We start from the raw sequence: 16,428 nt of genomic DNA, 5'->3' as shown, positions 1-16,428 counted from the left end.
TTGAGGGGGAGATGCAGTGCACAGACGGTTGCACGGGCGTGGGGCGCTGTTCGATGTCGATCCGGCCGGTCTCGCACCGCGCCTCGTGGGTCTGCGCCCCCATCATCACCGCGGTCATCCGCTGGAATACGCGGAGGAACCGCCTTTCGTGGTACTGACCGGGGCGCGCGGGCTCGGCAAGAGCGCGGTTCTCGGCGAACTGCGGGACAGCTACCGGGGACACACACCGGTCGCGCTGATCGACTGCGCGGAGGACCAGTTCGTGCTGCCGCCCGCGGACCGGCCGGCCGAGTCCTGGTCGCCACTCGCGCAGGCACTGCTGGTGCTCGCCGAGCAGCTCGCGGCGCCGGTGACGGGCGCCGGGCGGATCACGTTCCCGCGGCTGATGTCGGGGCTGGTCGCGGTGGCCGCGGGCGGCTGGGGTGACGCCGACTCCGAGCGGATCCGCCGGGAGGTCGAGCGGATCCTGCTGCTGAACGAGAGCGGCACCTGGATCAGCGGCTTCGCCGGGCGCTGGGCCGGGAAGGTGGCGGCCAAGGTGGTCGCCGCGGCCACCGGCACCGGGCAACTGCTGCAGGGGGCGATCGAGGCGACCCTGGAGTCCGTCGCCGAGGGGTTCGCCAGCCGCCGGCACCAGAAGGCGTCCGTGTGGTACCGGACGTACCCGAACGCGGGCGGGAACGCCCAGCGCGGACTGATCCTGCTGGCCAGGCACTTCCAGGCGGGCGGCAGCTCGCGGGAGCACGCCGAGCGGTACCTGGTGCGGGCGCTGCTGACCGACCTGACCGAGGCGTACACGGGCGTGCTGCCGCGGATGAAACGGCTCGGCCGGCCGCTGGTGCTGCTCGACAACGCGCAGTCGGCGCCCGGCCCGGGGCTCGTCTCGGCCGTGCTGCGCGACCGCGCCGAGGGGATCGCCGACCAGGTGGCGTTCGTCGCGGCCCGGCGCGGCGAGGGCCGGGAGGAACTGCGCAGCGCGGTCCGGCGGGAGCTGCCGGAGGTGGCCCGGCGCTGTGACTGGACGCCGGACGCGGCGCCCTCCTCGCGGGCGCTGGCGGTCGCGCTGCCGCCGCTGAGCGCGGACGACACCCTGCACATCGTCGGCGCCGTCTGCGCGGAGGTGCCCGTGCCGCCCCGGCTGCCGCCCGCCGTGCACCGGCTGACCGGCGGGAACCCACTGGGCGTCGTGCTGCTCGCCGAGGCGGCCGCGCAGCAGTTGCCGGAGGCGTCCGGGCGGCAGCTGCCGGGGGCGTCCGCACTGGGCCGGCTGCTCACCGCGGAGTTACGGCCCGCCGAGGACCGGCCCGGCCGGCCCGCCTACGAGACGCTGCTGGGCCGGCTGGTGCCGGCCGGGCACCTGGAGGAGCTGACCGTGCTGGCCGCCGCGCACGATCACGACTCGGCCTGCGTCCTGGCCGCCGCGCTGCTGCCGGACACCTTCGGCCCGGCGAGCGTACGGGCCCTGCAGACACTCCTCGCCGAGGAGGGGCTGCCCGCCCGGCCGGGCCGGTTCGTGGGCGACCCGTTCGTGCGCACCCTGCTGCTGCTCCGGCTGCACCTGCGGGACGCGGACCACACCGCCTGGCGCACCGCGCACGAGACGCTGGCCGCCCACTACACCGGGGCCGGGCACGCCCGTTACCGGCTGCACCACGAACTCGCCCTGGGCGTGGAGGAGCCGGCGGTGGCCCACCTGCGCGACACCTTCGCGGACTCGGACACCCGGAGCTGGCTGCGCACCCTGCGGTTCGTCGCGTCCGCACCCTACTTCCACGCCCACGACGCCGAGGGCCACGACGCCGGCGGCCACGGGGACCGGCGGACCGCGGTGGCGCTGGGCCGCACGGACGCCGAACAGACCGTTGCGGACGGCGTGGACGCCGTACTGCACCTGCGGGTGCGGCGGTTGCTGCACGCGGTGTGGCAGCTGGCGGACCCGCTGGTGGTGCCCGACCCGCGGGTGTGCGACCGGCTCCGCTTCGAGCTGGAGCAGCTGTCCAACCTGCGGCCCGCGGGCAACGCGTCGCTGTGGCGGGCCTCGCGGGACTGGCCGGCGGCGGCGCTCGCCGGGCGCCCGATGGGCCGCCCCGACACCGCCGATGACACCGATGACGCCGACACCGCCGATGACACGGACGACGGCCCGGACGACCGCAGCGGGGAGGCGTGATGGCGCGCAGGGGTGTGGGGGCGTGGATACGGGAGGGCGTGTGGGAGATTCCGCTGCGCCGGTATCTCGCCCTGCTGGTGACGGCGGCCCTGGCGGCCGGCCTGGTGTACGCGGTACGGGCCCTCGCCCACGAGGACCGCTCCTGCGCGCCCGGGGTGAGCCGGCCGCAGGACGGCGACGAGTGCGTGGGGGTGGCGACCGGCCCCTACGACTTCGGGCAGGCCCAGCTGCGGGCGGTCGTCGGCGCGATCGGGCGGGAGAACGACCGGCTGACGCCCGGCGGCTATGTGTCGGTGGCGCTGATGCTGCCGTACACCTCCACCTCCCCGACCAACCTGAACGACATCCAGCACCAGCTCCAGGGCGCCTATCTCGCGCAGTACCAGGCCAACCACGCGTCCAACGGGGAGGCGCCGCAGATCCGCCTGGTGCTGGCCAACCCGGGGGCGACGGGCGGCCACTGGCGGCAGACGGTCGACCAGCTGACCCGGATGACCACGAGCGCGGACCGGCTGCGCGCGGTCGCCGGCATCGGCCAGAGCACCGACGCCAACAAGCAGGCCGTCAGGGAGCTGACCCGCCGGCACATCCCGGTGATCGGCTCCTCCATCACCGCCGACGACCTCGCCAACGGGCAGCGGGGCGAGGACCCCTTCCCGGGCCTCGCCCGGGTCTCGCCGACCAACACCGACGAGGCCCGCGCGCTGGCCTCCTTCGCCAAGGTGAGCGCGGGCAAGGCGCTGCTGGTGTACGACAAGCCCGGCGACCCGTACACACGGACGCTGCAGAAGTCGTTCGCTGCGCTGATCAAGGGTTCGCCGTACGAGCCGCAGCCGTTCACCCCGCCCGCCGACCGCAGTGCGGAGGGCACGACCGCCAACACCTTCCGGCAGATCACGCACCTGGTGTGCGACACCTCCCGGGAGACGGACACGCTGCTGTTCGCGGGCCGGCACACCCAGCTGCGGCAGTTCATCAACGCGCTCGGCGGCCGCGGCTGCCAGGACCGGAAGTTCACGGTGCTGACCGGCGACGAGGCGTCCTACCTGACCCACGAGAGGAAGCTGGACCGGGCCGCCCTGGAGCACCACCTCTCCGTGCGCTACACGTCCCTGGCCCACCCGGACGCGTGGCGGAAGGACCCGGCGCCGACGGGCGGCTCGGCCGCGGACTTCACCGCACTGCGGGAGCTGCTGACGGCCGCCGCACGGGAGCCGCTGGGCCCGATCGGAGCGACCTCCCTGGACGACGGCCAGCTGATCATCGGGTACGACACCCTGCGGCTGGCCGTGCACGGCATCCGGGAGGCGGTGCCGGGCGGCGGCAGCGTGCCGGCGCTGAGGGACGTGGGTCTGCAGTGGCCGCAGGTGAAGGGTTCGCTGCGGGTGGACGGCGCGGCCGGCTGGATCTGCCTCGACGTGCACGGCAATCCGTACGACAAGGCCGTACCCGTCGTGGAACTCACCCCGCGAGGCGGTTCCCGCTTCGTCCGGATCGCCTGGCCGGAGGGCAGGCCCCCGGGCAAGGAGTGCCTGCCGCCGTCCTAGGTGAACTGTCCGGGGAGGGGCTCCTGACCGGGGAGGTCGGCCGGGTATCCCAAATGCTCGATCAGGCGTTCTAAGCGGGTGTGCCAGCCGGACTGGGACTCCCCCTCGCCCTGGAACTCGTGGGTGAAGCGCAGGACGCTTCCCTCGTCCCCGTCCCGTTCCAGGTGGAACCGGAGCCGGCCCCCGCTGTCGAGGGTGTATTCGGCGACCCGGTCCACGTCCCACGCGGTGACCCGCCCGGCCCCCAGGTCACGCAGTGTGACCGGGCCGTCCAGGCGGGGCTCCAGCACGTCGACGGCGGTGAACCAGCGCCCGATCCCCTCGGGAGTGGCCACCGCCGCCCAGACGTCCTGCATCGGCCGCGGGACCCGCACCAGGAAGTGGAGTATGTGCGTGTTCCCGTGCGTCTGGCTGGTGCCCTGTTCGATGGAACCGCTCATGACACCAGTGTCACCGAACGGGCGATTACACGCCCGCGTAGGAGTGCTTGCCGGTGACGAAGATGTTGACGCCGTAGTAGTTGAACAGCCAGCACCCGAAGGCGAGCAGGGCCAGGTAGGCGGCCTTGCGGCCCTTCCAGCCGGCCGTGGCGCGGGCGTGCAGGTAGCAGGCGTAGGCGACCCAGGTGATGAAGGACCAGGTCTCCTTCGGGTCCCAGTTCCAGTACCGGCCCCAGGCGTCGCCCGCCCAGATCGCGCCCGCGATGATCGTGAACGTCCACAGCGGGAAGACGGCCGCGTTGACCCGGTAGGCGAACTTGTCGAGCGAGGCGGAGGCGGGCAGCCGCTCCAGCACCGAGGTGGCGAAGGAACCCGGCTTGCCGCCCGACTGCAGCTTGTTCTCGTACCCGTCCTTGAAGAGGTACAGGATCGTGGCGACCGCGCCGACGTAGAACACCGCACCGCAGAAGATCGCGGTGGAGACGTGGATGTACAGCCAGTACGAGTGCAGGGCGGGGACCAGCTGGTCGCTCGCGGTGTACAGCACGGTGACGGCCAGACCGAGGTCGAGCAGGATCGTGGTGATCAGGAACAGCCCGAGCCAGCGCACGTTCTTCTTCAGCGCCAGCAGCCCGAGGTACACGCCGACGGCGACCGTGGAGAACGTGATGTTGAACTCGTACATGTTGCCCCACGGCGCCCGCCCCACGGAGGCCGCTCGGGAGACGACCCCGGCCAGCTCCACGATGAAGGCGAGCGCGGTGAGCGAGACGGCGATCCGCCCGTAGAGGTCGCCCTGCACGTCGCCGCCGTGCGCGCCGGGGCCGTCCGGCACGTCCCGGGCGCCGGGCGCCGAGCGGACGACGACCTTGGGCCGCTCCAGTACGGCGGTCCCGCCGGCCTGCTTGACCTTGATCGCGGGCGCCTTGGCGGCCGTGGTCTGCGACGTCAGCGCGGCGGCGGTCCGGGCGACCTTGCTGCGGCTGCCGAAGAGCCATTCGGCGATGTACGCGAAGAAGGCCAGGGTGTAGACGGCCATCGAGGAGTAGATCAGTGTGTTGCTGACGCTCGCCAGGTGCTCGTTGGTCGCGGAGGCGAGGTCGGTTGCGGCGGCGAGAGTCACTTCTCGGCCCCTTCGGCAGGTACGGCTGGGGATTTCGCGGAGGCGTCGGTGGAGACGCCGGCGGAGGCTTCGGTGGAGACGCCGGTGGACACGCCGGTGGAGGCGTCGGAGCCCCGGGCGGGTCCGTCGGCGGGGGCGGCGTCGGGAGCGTCCTCGGAGGTGTCCGCACCCGGCGCCCGGTCGTAGAGCGTTCCGGCCAGGTCACCCAGTTCCTCGGGCACCTTGGCGGACTCGCTGCGGCCGAGGCCGGCCATCTCGACGACCGTCACGCCGTCGGCGCCGCGCACCGCCCGCACCCACACGCGGCGGCGCTGGATGAACAGGGACGCGGCCAGACCGAAGATCGCGGCGAAGGCACCGCCGAGCGCCCAGCCGCCGCCCGGCTCCTGGACGATCTCGAAGCCGGCCCACTCCTTGATGTCCTTCTCGAAGGTGATGGACCCGGCGCCGTTCGGCAGCCGCATCGTGTCGCCCGGCTTGAGCAGCTTCTTCAGCAGCTGGCCCTTGCCGTTCTCGAACGCCTTCATGTGCTTGGTGTTCAGCTGGTACACGCTCTGCGGGATGCCCGAGTCGACACCCAGGTCGCCGTGGTAGGCGTTCACCGCGAGCAGCGGGTTCACCAGCGCCGGGAACTGCGAGAGCATCGTGCCGCTCCTGGCGTCGAAGGTCGGGACGAAGAAGGCCTGGAAACCGAGCTGGTCCTTCTTGCCCCGGGCGTCGCGGTAACCGTCCATCACCTTGATCACGCCGTTGGAGCTGACGTTGCCGTCGAGCGGCAGCAGCGGTACGGCGTCGCGGTAGACGACCTTGCCCCTGCCGTCGCGGACGGTGACGACGGGCGCGTAGCCGTGGCTGACCAGGTAGACCTTGGAGTCGTCGATCCTCAGCGGCTGGTTGACCTTGACGGTGGTCGACCGCTCCTTGCCGTAGGCGCCCTCGCTGTAGGTGATCCTCGCCTCGTAGGTGCGCGGGGTGCCCCGGTTGGGGCCGCTGACCTCGTAGGTGCCCTTGAAGTCCTTGAGGTCGAAGCTGAACGGCACGAGGTCGTCGCTGTGGAACAGGCTGCCGGACTTGAAGTCGTCGTACATCGGCAGCGCGTTGGAGAAGCCGTCGCCCTCCACCATCAGCTTGGTGCCGTCGGACTTGAACATCTGGCCGGACGCGAAGGCGACCAGCAGCACGATCAGCGCGGTGTGGAAGATCAGGTTGCCCACCTCGCGCAGGTAGCCCTTCTCGGCGGCGACGGCGTCACCGGCGACATGGGCGCGGAAGCGGCGCTTCTTCAGCAGGGCGAGCGCAGCCTCGCGGACCTGCTCGGGGTCGGCCTGCGTCTGCCACGTGGTGTACGCGGGCAGCCGGTCCAGCCGCTTGGGGGCGCCCGGCGGGCGGCCGCGCAGCTGGCCGACGAACTGCCAGGTGCGCGGGACGATGCAGCCGATGAGGGAGACGAACAGCAGGATGTAGATCGCGGAGAACCACACCGAGCTGTAGACGTGGAACAGGCCGAGCTTGTCGTAGACCGGCGCCAGCGTCTCGTGTGCCTTGCGGAAGTCCTCGACCTTGGCCGCGTCGGCGCCGGTCTGCGGGATCAGCGAGCCGGGGATGGCGCCGAGCGAGAGCAGCAGGAGCAGCAGCAGCGCGACCCGCATGGAGGTCAGCTGCCGCCAGAACCAGCGGGCCCAGCCGATCACGCCGAGGCCCGGCAGGCTGACCGGCTCCTCCCGCGGTGCGGTGGACAGCTGGGAGCCCGCCGCGCCCAGCTCCTCCTGCTCCTGGCTCTCGGAGGCACCCGGGGAATCGCCGGGCCGGGTCCTGGAAGTCGTGCTCATCGAGTCAGATCCCCACACTGAAGCCGTTGGACCAGGTCTGCATCTGCTGCACGAGACTGTCCCACGCACCGGTCAGCAGCAGCACACCGGTCACGATCATCATGCTGCCGCCGATCCGCATCACCCAGACGTAATGGCGCTTGACCCAGCCGAAGGCGCCGAGCGCCTTGCGGAAGGCGACCGCGGTGAGCACGAAGGGCACGCCGAGACCGACGCAGTAGGCGGTCATCAGTACCGCACCGCGCGTCGCGCTCGACTCGTGGATGGAGAGGGTGTTCACGGCGGCGAGCGTCGGGCCGATGCAGGGCGTCCAGCCGATGCCGAACAGGGCACCCAGTATGGGCGCGCCCAGCAGGCCGGTCGTCGGCCGCTTGTGGAAGCGGAACTCGCGCTGGGTGAACCAGGGCATCAGCCCCATGAAGAACACGCCCATGAGGATCATGAGCACGCCGAGCACCTGGGTCAGGGTGTCCTTGTACTCCTGCAGCGTCCAGCCGAAGAAGCCGAACAGCGCCCCGCTGGAGACGAACACGGCGCTGAACCCGAGCACGAACAGGGAGGCGCCGCCGACCATCCGGCCCCGCCGGGCATCGCCCAGATCGGTGCCGGCGACCCCGGTGACGTAGGAGAGGTATCCGGGCACCAGGGGCAGGACGCACGGGGAGAAGAAGGAGACGAGGCCGCCGAGCAGCGCGATCGGCAGGGCGACCAGCAGCGCACCGCTCTTCACGGTCTGGTTCTCTGCGGCGAGCGTGACGAGTGCGCTCACGTCACTTCTCCGCCAGGACCGGCTTGACCATCTTCAGCAGGGCCCCGTCGTCGAGCGGCTCCAGTGCGCGCGCGGCGACCTTGCCGTCCTTGTCGATGACGAGCGTGGACGGGACCAGCTGGGGGTTGAGGGTGCCCTTCCCGAAGCGGAGCATCAGCTTGCCGGTGGGGTCGTACAGGCTCGGGTAGCCGATCCCGTGCTCCTTCTCGAAGGCGACCGCCGGGGTGGTGCTGGTGTCGCGGGTGTTGATGCCCACGAACTGCACGCCCTTGCCCGAGTAGGCCTCGGACACCTTGGCGAAGTACTTGGCCTCCTCGCGGCACGGCCCGCACCACGAACCCCAGACGTTGACGACGACGACCTGCCCCTTGTAGTCGGCGACGTCCAGGGGCTTGCCGTCGATGGTCCTGCCGGACAGGTCCGGAGCCGCCGCCCGCTCGCCCCGGGGCGCGGTGTCGATGCCGTTGTGGCCGGTGACGAAGTGGGTGTCGCCACCGCCGCCGGACACACCGCCCTTGCCGCACGCAGACAGGGTCAGGGCGGACAGGGCGGCCACGGCGCCGAGCAGGACGGCGCGGCTACGGGTACTCATGTGAAAAGTTTCGCATGCCTGTTCCGGGGATCTCGCGCGCCCCCCTGCCGGGCGGAAAACCGCATTTCAGGGCGTATTTACACGGGGCATTTCGGGCAGTGCGCCCGGACCGCCCTCAGGCGGCGTCCGAGGAGGCCGACTTCGTGTCCCGCAGGAACTCCTTCCATCCGCCGGTGGGCCGCTGCCCGACCTCCAGCGTCCGGAGCTTCGCGAGCACCTCGGGCTTCTGCACGTCCATCCAGTCCACGAACTGCCGGAAGGAGACCAGCCGCACGTCCGCGCCCTTCTCCTTCTCCCGGGCGATGTGCGTGAAGGCCTCCTCGACGGAGTCCATGTAGATGCCGCCGTTCCACTGCTCGAAGTGGTTGCCGATGAAGAAAGGCGCCCGGTTTGTCTCGAATGCCCGCTTGAAGCCCTGGATGTACGCCTGGGCGGACTGCTTGCGCCAGCCCGGGTAGTTGTAGGCGGGCGCCTTGGTCGAGTTGACCGACTGGTTGGCGAGCATGTTGTAGTCCATGGACAGGACCTCGAAGGAGTGTCCGGGGAAAGGTATCTGCTGAAGCGGCAGGTCCCAGATCCCCATCCGCTTCACCGGCCACGTCTGACGGCCGCCGGGCGAGGAGGCGTCGTATCGCCAGCCCAGCTCGCGGGCGGTGGGCAGCAGGTTGTTCTGGCCGAGCAGACAGGGCGTACGGCCGCCGACCAGTTCCTTGTCGTAGTCGAAGGGCAGCGACGGCAGATCGGTCCAGCCGCTGTTGGTCCGCCACTCCTTCACGAACGCCTTGGCCTGCCGGATCTCGCTCTGCCACTGCTTCGGGGTCCAGTTGCCGACCGTGCCGCTGCCGGCGCAGAAGTGCCCGTTGAAGTGGGTGCCTATCTCGTGGCCCTCGAGCCAGGCGCGCCGGACGTTGGCCAGCGTGGCCTTGATGTGGTCGTCGGTGAGATATCCGATGTCGGAGGCGCCGCGCGGGTTGTTCGGGGGCTCGTACAGGCGCTTCTTCGACTCGGGCAGCAGATACAGCCCCGAGAGGAAGAAGGTCATGCTCGCGCCGTGCCGCTTGGCGAGGTCCAGGAAGCGCGGGAAGAGTCCGTTGCCGACCTCGCCGGCACCGTCCCAGGAGAAGATCACGAACTGCGGCGGGGTCTGCCCCGGCTCGAGCGGCTCGGGCTTGGCCGGCTGGTGCGGCTGCCTGCCGGTGAAGGAGGTGGAGCCGTCACCGATGGGCCGGGCCGGCTGCGCGCCGTTCCCGCCGTCCGCCTTGCTCCCGCCCTTGCCGGAACCGTCCGGACGCCCGGCGCCGTCCGAGGACTTGAGACCCCCGCAGCCGGCGAGACCGGCGGCGGCCGCCGCGCCCGCGCCGAGGCCGAGTATGCCTCGCCGGGAGAGGGTCCGGGAGATGGTGCGCATGGAGATCCCCGATCGTCGCGCCTGCTGCTGGTCACCCAGTGAGAGGGCGCGACGATCGGCGAGGTTCCGTTCATTTGTGCGCTTTCCGTAACGAATGCCGTAAAAGCCCGTCAAACAATGTCAAACGGGCCGTCAGAAACGGTCGTCCGTCAGGCCCCGAAGGCCTTTCCCTGAGCCGCGCCCTTGCCCTTCTGGGGCTTGGCACCGGCGCGCAGATGGGCCGGGACGAGATCGATGGCCGGCTCGCTGTAGCCCACGGACACGATCTTGTCGCCCTGGTAGGTGAAGGTCGTCAGGGAGGCGAGCGTGCACTGCCGCTTGCGCGGGTCGTGCCACAGCCGCCGCCGCTCGACGTACGACCGCACGATCCAGATCGGCAGCTGATGGCTGACCAGCACGGCCTCGTGCCCGCGCGCCTGGTCCCTGGCCGCGTTCAGCGCGCCCATCATCCGCACGACCTGGTCGACGTACGGCTCGCCCCAGGACGGCCGGAACGGGTTGACGAGGTGTTTCCAGTTGTCCGGCTTGCGCAGGGCACCGTCCCCCACGCCGAAGGTCTTGCCCTGGAAGACGTTCTCGGCCTCGATGAGGCGCGCGTCGGTGTCCAGGTCGAGCCCGTGCGCCTTGGCGATCGGGGTGGCGGTCTCCTGCGCCCGCTCCAGCGGGGAGGCGACGACGTACGTGACGTCCCGGGCGGCGAGGTGCTCGGCCACCCGGTCGGCCATCTGCCGGCCCAGCTCGGACAGGTGGTAGCCGGACAGCCGCCCGTACAGGACCCCGTCCGGGTTCTCGACCTCGCCGTGCCGCATCAGGTGGACGACCGTGACGTCCTTGCGGCCGGCATCGCCGGTGTTGCCGGTGCTGTTGCTCACGCGGTGGCCTCCGCAGCCGCCCGGGCCGCCGCCGGAAGGGCGTCGGCGATCTTCTGGATGGCCCGCTCGTCGTGGGCCGTGGACACGAACCAGGACTCGAAGGACGACGGCGGCAGGTAGACGCCGTTCGACAGCAGCGAGTGGAAGAACGCGGTGAAGCGGAACGACTCCTGCCGCTTGGCGTCCTCGTAGTTCCGCACCTGCCGGTCGGTGAAGAACACCGAGAACATGTTGGAGGCGCTCTGCAGCCGGTGCGCGACCCCCTCCTTGCTCAGCGCCTCGGTGACCAGGGACTGGATCTGCGCGGAGACCGCGTCCACCTTCTCGTAGGCGGCGTCGTCGAGGAGCCGCAGCTGGGCGAGCCCCGCGGCGGTGGCGACCGGGTTCCCGGAGAGGGTGCCGGCCTGGTAGACGGGCCCGGCCGGGGCGAGGTGGGCCATGACGTCGGCGCGGCCGCCGAAGGCGGCGGCGGGGAAGCCGCCGCCCATGACCTTGCCGAAGGTCATCAGGTCGGGCGCGATACCGTCGACCCCGTACCAGCCGCTCCTGCTGGTGCGGAACCCGGTCATCACCTCGTCCGAGATGTACAGGGCGCCGTTCTTGTGGCAGGCGTCCCGGAGCCCCTGGTTGAACCCCGGCTCCGGCGGCACGACGCCCATGTTCCCGGGCGAGGCCTCGGTGATGACACAGGCGATCTCGCCCGGGTGCCGGTGGAAGGCCTCCTGCACGGCCTCCAGGTCGTTATACGGCAGCACGATCGTGTCGCCGGCCTGGGCGCCGGTGACGCCCGGGGTGTCGGGCAGCGCGAAGGTCGCGACACCGCTGCCCGCCGCGGCCAGCAGCGAGTCCACGTGCCCGTGGTAGCAGCCGGCGAACTTGATCACCTTGGTCCGCCGGGTGAATCCGCGGGCGAGGCGGATGGCGGACATGGTGGCCTCGGTCCCGCTGCTGACCAGCCGGACCTGTTCCACGGGGGCCACCCGGGCGACGATCTCCTCGGCGAGCGCGACCTCGCCCTCACCGGGCGTGCCGAAGGACGTGCCGCGGGCCACCGCCTCCTGGACGGCGGCGATGACCTCGGGGTGGGAGTGTCCGAGGATCATGGGCCCCCAGGAGCACACGAGGTCGACGTACTCGCGCCCGTCGGCGTCGGTGAGGCAGGCCCCCTTCCCGGACACCATGAACCGCGGGGTGCCGCCGACGGCGCGGAAGGCGCGCACCGGGGAGTTCACGCCGCCGGGCGTGACGACGGAGGCGCGGTCGAAGAGCGCCTGGGAGGCCGGCGCATCGTAGGGATAGGGCGTTTCGCTCAGGGCACTCATGACGTGCGACTTCTCCGACTTCTCGGACTCCGGTTGCGTGGTGACCCCCTCAGGGTAGGCCGCGCCCCGGACGGACCGCGGTCCACCTCGTGATCAAAGCGGTGCCATCCGCCATCTGCGAGACTGAGACCTGATACACACAGCTCATACGCACGTAATGATCAGGGGCCGGTAGTTCCCCGTGGACTGTTGTTCCACCGCACGTTTCGGCGTGCGGCCGTGGGGGAGGTCACTGACACGATGATCGGGTTGCGCGGCGGGGGCCACGCGTCCTAGAAAAGCAGTCGGGTGGAGATATGCATCGCGGTGGCGGACTGGGCGAGGGGACCGATGACCTGGGTCCTCGGCGTGCCCGGCGGGGAAGGCACCGGCGCGACGCGGAGGAAGCGACCGAAACACGTCAGACTGACGCACGTCAGACACAGGGTGTACCGAGTGAGCCTGAGCGGTACGACCGGCAGCTCGACCGTGAGATCGACCAGCAGCTGGACCGCCGGCTGGACCGACCGGTCGACCGCCGGCTCGACCACCGGGCCGATCGCCCGCGGGCGGAGAGCAGGAATGGTGGTCGGGTGGGGGTGACGTACAAATACTTCGGGGCGCCGGACGGCGCGACCGCGGCCCGGGTCCCCATCTCGATGCGCCCCGAGGAGCTCGGCGGCGACGAGCTGGGCATGAACGGCATGTTCACCAAGATCAAGCCGGAGACCATGGCCGCGATGGTGCTGACCGGCATCGAGGGCGTACCCCTGCACAAGGTGCCGCCCCTCGAACTGGTCGTCCTGCACCCCGACTACGCCGTCGTCAAACTCCCCATGACGGTCGTCGACCCCCTGCGCGGGATAGGCGAGGAAGCGGTCGGCGCGGCGGCCTTCATCTGGTCGACGGTCCCGGACCGCGGCGGCCCCCGCGACGCGTTCAACGTGTACCAGCTGCTGCACGAGTGGCAGGACTTCAGCCACCGGCTGCACGAGGCCGGGCATCAGCCGTACTGCCTGGTGTGGCCCTGATCCGAAGGCGCGGAGACGGGGACGGAGCGGGCCGGCGATGTTCCTCGACGTCGCTGTCCCGGTCGCCGTCCACCCGCTGCGACGACGCGCCCGCCTGCACCCCTCGGCATACGCGGACGCGCCCCGTGGCCCGTATCGGGCACGGGGCGCGGGCCGCGGCCGCGGCCGGTCTCAGGCCTGTGCGGACTCGTCGTGGTGGGCGACCGTGATGTGGTGTTCGCGGCCCGGCGTTTCGAGGTCGTCGAGCACGGCGACGGCCAGGTCCTCGGCGCTGATCCACGAGCCTCCGTCGGCGGTGGTGAGCAGGGTGTCGGTGCCGCGCCGGTAGCGGCCGGTCCGTTCGCCGGGCTGCAGCAGGGCCGGCGGGCTCAGGTAGCTCCAGTCGTCGTGGGCATGGGCCCGGCAGGTCCGCAGCTGAGCTATGCCGGCGGCGGCGACGGACCGCACTTCGACGGGCACGTACGCGGGGTTGTGGGCGACCAGCAGATCCCGGTCGCCGGGGCTGCGCAACGCACCGGCGCCGCCGACCACGAGAACGCGGATCCCCAGTTCCGCGGCGACGTCCAGCACCGTGCGGGTGGCTCCGACCAGGAACTCCTCGTCGACCGGTACGGTCCGCAGGGCCAGCACGACGGCGTCCGCCGCGCCGGTCGACGCGGCACCCGTGAGCGCCTCGCGTACGGCCTGCGGGTCCCGCGCATCGACCGCGACCGGCGTCACGTCGAGGTCCGCCCGATCCGCACTCGCGGCCCTGCGGGACAGGGCGAGCACCCGGTGTCCGCGTGCGGCGGCCTCGTCGATCACCCGGCTGCCGACCATGCCGGTGGCACCGATGACGGCGATCGTCCTCCGTGACCGCACCGGACCCGCGCTCATCGAGCCCGCCTCCAACGGGCCGGCCTCCGCCGAGCCGCCCGCCATCGAACCAACCGCCGCCGCCGAACCCGTCATCGCCGAACCAGCCTCCGCCGAACCCGCCGTCACCGAACCAGCCTCCGCCGAACCCGCCGTCACCGAACCAGCCTCCGCCGAAACCACCGTCACCGAACCAACCTCCGTCCCGTCCGACCTCACCGAACCAACCTCCGTCCCGTCCGACCTCACCGAACCAGCCTCCGTCCCGTCCGACCCCATCGAATCCACTACCGCCGAACTTGCCTTCATCGGTGCCGCCTTCATCCGTGTCACCTTCATCGGATCTGGCCCTCCCGGATCCGCTGGTCCTCGGTCGGCCCGGGTTCCTGCGGCTCGGCTGCTCGTTCGCGTCCTGGCCTCCGACCGCTCCGCGGTGCGTGCCGGGCCGACAGGTTCGGCGGGGCGAGCTGGGCGGCCAGCATGGCGGCCAGGGCAAGGAGGAGGCCCAGGGTCTGCGGCACGCTCAGCGACTCGCCCCGTGCGATGCCGATGACGGTCGCGACCACCGGAGACAGCAGCACCATCGGAGCGGACGCGCCGACCGGCAGCCGGCCGATCCCCCGGAACCACAGCGTGTACGCGATCAGCCCGCCCATGCTGCCCAGCCACAGGTAGCCACCGACGGCGCCGGCGTCGATCCGCTGCGGTATCCCCTCGGTCGACAGGGTGAGCGGGAGCAGCAGCAGTCCACCGACCGTCAGTTGCCAGCTGGCCAGAGCCATCGGTCCGACACCCTCGGGACGGCCCCAGCGCTTGGTGAGGACGACCCCGGCGCCCATGGCCGCCGTACCGCCCAGACCGGCGAGTACCCCGACCGCGTCCAGCCGGGCCTGCGGACCGAGCACGACCAGCCCGACGCCGAGCACACCGAGCACACCCCAGGCCAGTCGCCAGGCAGTCGGCCGGTCCCGGAGCAGTACGACGGCCAGGCCGGCGACCAGCAGCGGCTGGGCGGCGCCGAGCGTGGCGGCGACACCGCCGGGCAGTCGTTCCGCCGTCAGGAACAACAGCGGGAAGAACGCACCGATGTTGAGCACGCCGAGCACGGCGGCCTTCCACCACCAGTCCCCGCGCGGGAACACCCGGGTGATCGCCAGTCCGATCAACCCTGCGGGCAGGGCGCGCATCAGCCCGGCGAACAGCGGATGCCCGGGCGGCAACAGCTCCGTGGTCACGACGTAGGTGGTGCCCCACGAGGCGGGAGCGAGTGCGGTCAGTGCGACGGTTGCCACCTGCTGCGCGGACGCGCCGCGCAGTCGGCCCGGTGTCCGCTCGGTCGAGGAGTTCATGCCACGAAGTCTCGGCAATGACCCCGCATGGCTCCAAAGCATGGTTGCCATCACAGCAATGCATGATGACGATTGATCGTATGGACCTCCAGCAGATGCGGTACGTCGTCGCCGTCGCCGAAACCCGCAACTTCACGCGCGCCGCGGAGCGCTGTTCCGTGGTGCAGTCGTCGCTCAGTCACGGGATCGCCGACCTCGAAGGAGAGCTGGGGGTCAGGCTGTTCGCCCGGTCCAGTCGTCGCGTGGAGGTGACCAGCGCCGGAGCGGCGTTCCTGGTCGGCGCGCGGGAGTGCCTGGCCGCCGCCGACCGGGCGGTCGCCGACGCCGCCGCCGCGACCGGCGTGGTGCGCGGCCGGCTCGCCGTCGGCGTGATCGTGACCACGGCCGCCGTGGACGTACCCGAGCTGCTCCAGCGGTACCGTGCCCAGCACCCGGACGTGCGCGTCGTCCTGCGCTCCGGACGCAGCGACGAACTGGCGGCGGCGGTCCGGACCGGTGACCTGGACATCGCCTTCCTCGGCCTGCCGGAGGGCGAACGGCCTTCCGGCATGGAGACCGTCGTACTCGATCACGACGAACACGTGCTGGTCGTGCCGGCCGGGCACCGGCTGGCGGGCGCCGACCGGGTCACGCTCCGGGAGATCGCCGGGGAGACCTTCGTGGACTTCGTGCACGGGACGCCCGGCCGGGCCCAGTCCGACCGGGCGTTCGCCGCCGCGGGCCTGGTCCGGGACGTCGCGTACGAGGCCGGTGTCGTCGAGCTGATCACCCGGCTGATCACGCGAGGGCTCGGTGTCGCGCTGCTGCCGTCGGCGTTCATCCGGCCGGTGGCCGCCGAGGACCCCGAGCTGGCGCTGGTCCCGGTGGTCGACGGACCGCACCGCGTCGAGTATCTGGTGTGGAGCCGGTTCAACCCCAGCCCGGCCACCCGGGCGATGCTCGACGTCCTCGGGGTCCGCCTCCGGGACCGGTAGCCCGACGCCTCGGCATCTCGGTCCGTACGTCACACGGAGCCGTGCCGATCGACGCACCGCACGCCGTCAGCACCGCACTCCGTCATCACCGTGCGGGGTCATCACCGCACTCCGTCATCACCGTGCGGGGTCATCACCGTGCGGGTCATCACCGCAGCCGCCACATCG

General features: G+C 71.4%; 14 protein-coding genes. 4 read left to right on the top strand and 10 right to left on the bottom strand.

Translation table 11 applies throughout. The features are described from left to right. Window positions 1-16: 16 nt before the first annotated feature. Entirely contained in the window at window positions 17-2,170 is a 2,154-nt protein-coding gene (locus ACGFT2_RS27440; RefSeq protein ID WP_393282985.1) for a hypothetical protein, read from the top strand. After that, window positions 2,170-3,717: an ABC transporter substrate-binding protein gene (locus ACGFT2_RS27435; RefSeq protein WP_393282982.1), complete on the top strand. Its 1,548-nt coding sequence runs from the start codon at window positions 2,170-2,172 to the stop codon at window positions 3,715-3,717. Before ACGFT2_RS27440 ends, ACGFT2_RS27435 begins: the two co-directional genes overlap by 1 nt. Here ACGFT2_RS27435 and ACGFT2_RS27430 read toward each other — a convergent pair. From ACGFT2_RS27430 to hemL, 8 genes are all read right to left on the bottom strand, one after another. Continuing rightward, window positions 3,714-4,157, bottom strand: coding sequence for an SRPBCC family protein (locus tag ACGFT2_RS27430; RefSeq protein ID WP_393282981.1), 444 nt, complete (start codon window positions 4,155-4,157; stop codon window positions 3,714-3,716). The genes ACGFT2_RS27435 and ACGFT2_RS27430 overlap by 4 nt on opposite strands. A 25-nt stretch (window positions 4,158-4,182) precedes the next feature. Beyond that, entirely contained in the window at window positions 4,183-5,280 is a 1,098-nt protein-coding gene (gene ccsB, locus ACGFT2_RS27425; protein WP_393282979.1) for a c-type cytochrome biogenesis protein CcsB, read from the bottom strand. Then, the gene (locus ACGFT2_RS27420; protein ID WP_393282976.1) at window positions 5,277-7,109 is read right to left on the bottom strand and encodes a cytochrome c biogenesis protein ResB; all 1,833 of its coding nucleotides are present in this window, start codon (window positions 7,107-7,109) and stop codon (window positions 5,277-5,279) included. Before ACGFT2_RS27420 ends, ccsB begins: the two co-directional genes overlap by 4 nt. A 4-nt stretch (window positions 7,110-7,113) precedes the next feature. After that, window positions 7,114-7,878 (bottom strand): cytochrome c biogenesis CcdA family protein, encoded by a 765-nt coding sequence (locus ACGFT2_RS27415; RefSeq protein ID WP_393282974.1) that lies wholly within the window; start codon window positions 7,876-7,878, stop codon window positions 7,114-7,116. 1 nt (window position 7,879) lies between these two features. After that, window positions 7,880-8,470 carry a TlpA family protein disulfide reductase gene (locus ACGFT2_RS27410; protein ID WP_393282971.1) on the bottom strand — a complete coding sequence of 197 codons (591 nt, stop codon included), beginning with the start codon at window positions 8,468-8,470 and terminating at the stop codon, window positions 7,880-7,882. 115 nt (window positions 8,471-8,585) lie between these two features. After that, a complete protein-coding gene (locus tag ACGFT2_RS27405; protein WP_393282968.1) occupies window positions 8,586-9,878 on the bottom strand; it encodes a hypothetical protein in 1,293 nt (430 codons plus the stop codon). A 149-nt stretch (window positions 9,879-10,027) separates the two neighbouring features. Continuing rightward, window positions 10,028-10,687 (bottom strand): histidine phosphatase family protein, encoded by a 660-nt coding sequence (locus ACGFT2_RS27400; protein ID WP_393283474.1) that lies wholly within the window; start codon window positions 10,685-10,687, stop codon window positions 10,028-10,030. A gap of 59 nt (window positions 10,688-10,746) precedes the next feature. After that, window positions 10,747-12,063 carry a glutamate-1-semialdehyde 2,1-aminomutase gene (gene hemL / locus ACGFT2_RS27395; RefSeq protein ID WP_393283472.1) on the bottom strand — a complete coding sequence of 439 codons (1,317 nt, stop codon included), beginning with the start codon at window positions 12,061-12,063 and terminating at the stop codon, window positions 10,747-10,749. 305 nt (window positions 12,064-12,368) lie between these two features. Between hemL and ACGFT2_RS27390 the strand changes: the two genes are divergently transcribed. Beyond that, a complete protein-coding gene (locus tag ACGFT2_RS27390) occupies window positions 12,369-13,082 on the top strand; it encodes a hypothetical protein (protein ID WP_393282965.1) in 714 nt (237 codons plus the stop codon). 171 nt (window positions 13,083-13,253) lie between these two features. Here ACGFT2_RS27390 and ACGFT2_RS27385 read toward each other — a convergent pair whose 3' ends face one another. Next, window positions 13,254-13,958, bottom strand: coding sequence for an NAD(P)-dependent oxidoreductase (locus ACGFT2_RS27385; RefSeq protein ID WP_393282962.1), 705 nt, complete (start codon window positions 13,956-13,958; stop codon window positions 13,254-13,256). A gap of 314 nt (window positions 13,959-14,272) precedes the next feature. Beyond that, the gene (locus ACGFT2_RS27380) at window positions 14,273-15,286 is read right to left on the bottom strand and encodes an EamA family transporter (protein ID WP_393282960.1); all 1,014 of its coding nucleotides are present in this window, start codon (window positions 15,284-15,286) and stop codon (window positions 14,273-14,275) included. Window positions 15,287-15,366: 80 nt separating this feature from the next. Here ACGFT2_RS27380 and ACGFT2_RS27375 point away from each other — a divergent pair, with 80 nt between their 5' ends. Beyond that, window positions 15,367-16,260 (top strand): LysR family transcriptional regulator, encoded by an 894-nt coding sequence (locus tag ACGFT2_RS27375; protein ID WP_393282958.1) that lies wholly within the window; start codon window positions 15,367-15,369, stop codon window positions 16,258-16,260. Window positions 16,261-16,428: the final 168 nt, after the last annotated feature.

Origin of the sequence: Streptomyces sp. NPDC048514, from assembly GCF_043199955.1 — a bacterium.
In the GTDB taxonomy this organism is placed as follows: Bacteria; Actinomycetota; Actinomycetes; order Streptomycetales; family Streptomycetaceae; genus Streptomyces.
This window is presented reverse-complemented; position numbering and strand designations above follow the sequence as displayed.

Bases quoted from the DNA above. Each gene is read 5' to 3' on its own strand.
- ACGFT2_RS27435 (WP_393282982.1), top strand. From the start codon at position 2,170: ATGGCGCGCAGGGGTGTGGGGGCGTGGATACGGGAGGGCGTGTGGGAG.
- ACGFT2_RS27430 (WP_393282981.1), bottom strand. From the start codon at position 4,157: ATGAGCGGTTCCATCGAACAGGGCACCAGCCAGACGCACGGGAACACG.
- ACGFT2_RS27420 (WP_393282976.1), bottom strand. From the start codon at position 7,109: ATGAGCACGACTTCCAGGACCCGGCCCGGCGATTCCCCGGGTGCCTCC.
- ACGFT2_RS27410 (WP_393282971.1), bottom strand. From the start codon at position 8,470: ATGAGTACCCGTAGCCGCGCCGTCCTGCTCGGCGCCGTGGCCGCCCTG.
- ACGFT2_RS27405 (WP_393282968.1), bottom strand. From the start codon at position 9,878: ATGCGCACCATCTCCCGGACCCTCTCCCGGCGAGGCATACTCGGCCTC.
- ACGFT2_RS27400 (WP_393283474.1), bottom strand. From the start codon at position 10,687: ATGCGGCACGGCGAGGTCGAGAACCCGGACGGGGTCCTGTACGGGCGG.
- ACGFT2_RS27390 (WP_393282965.1), top strand. From the start codon at position 12,369: ATGCATCGCGGTGGCGGACTGGGCGAGGGGACCGATGACCTGGGTCCT.
- ACGFT2_RS27385 (WP_393282962.1), bottom strand. From the start codon at position 13,958: ATGAGCGCGGGTCCGGTGCGGTCACGGAGGACGATCGCCGTCATCGGT.
- ACGFT2_RS27380 (WP_393282960.1), bottom strand. From the start codon at position 15,286: ATGAACTCCTCGACCGAGCGGACACCGGGCCGACTGCGCGGCGCGTCC.
- ACGFT2_RS27375 (WP_393282958.1), top strand. From the start codon at position 15,367: ATGGACCTCCAGCAGATGCGGTACGTCGTCGCCGTCGCCGAAACCCGC.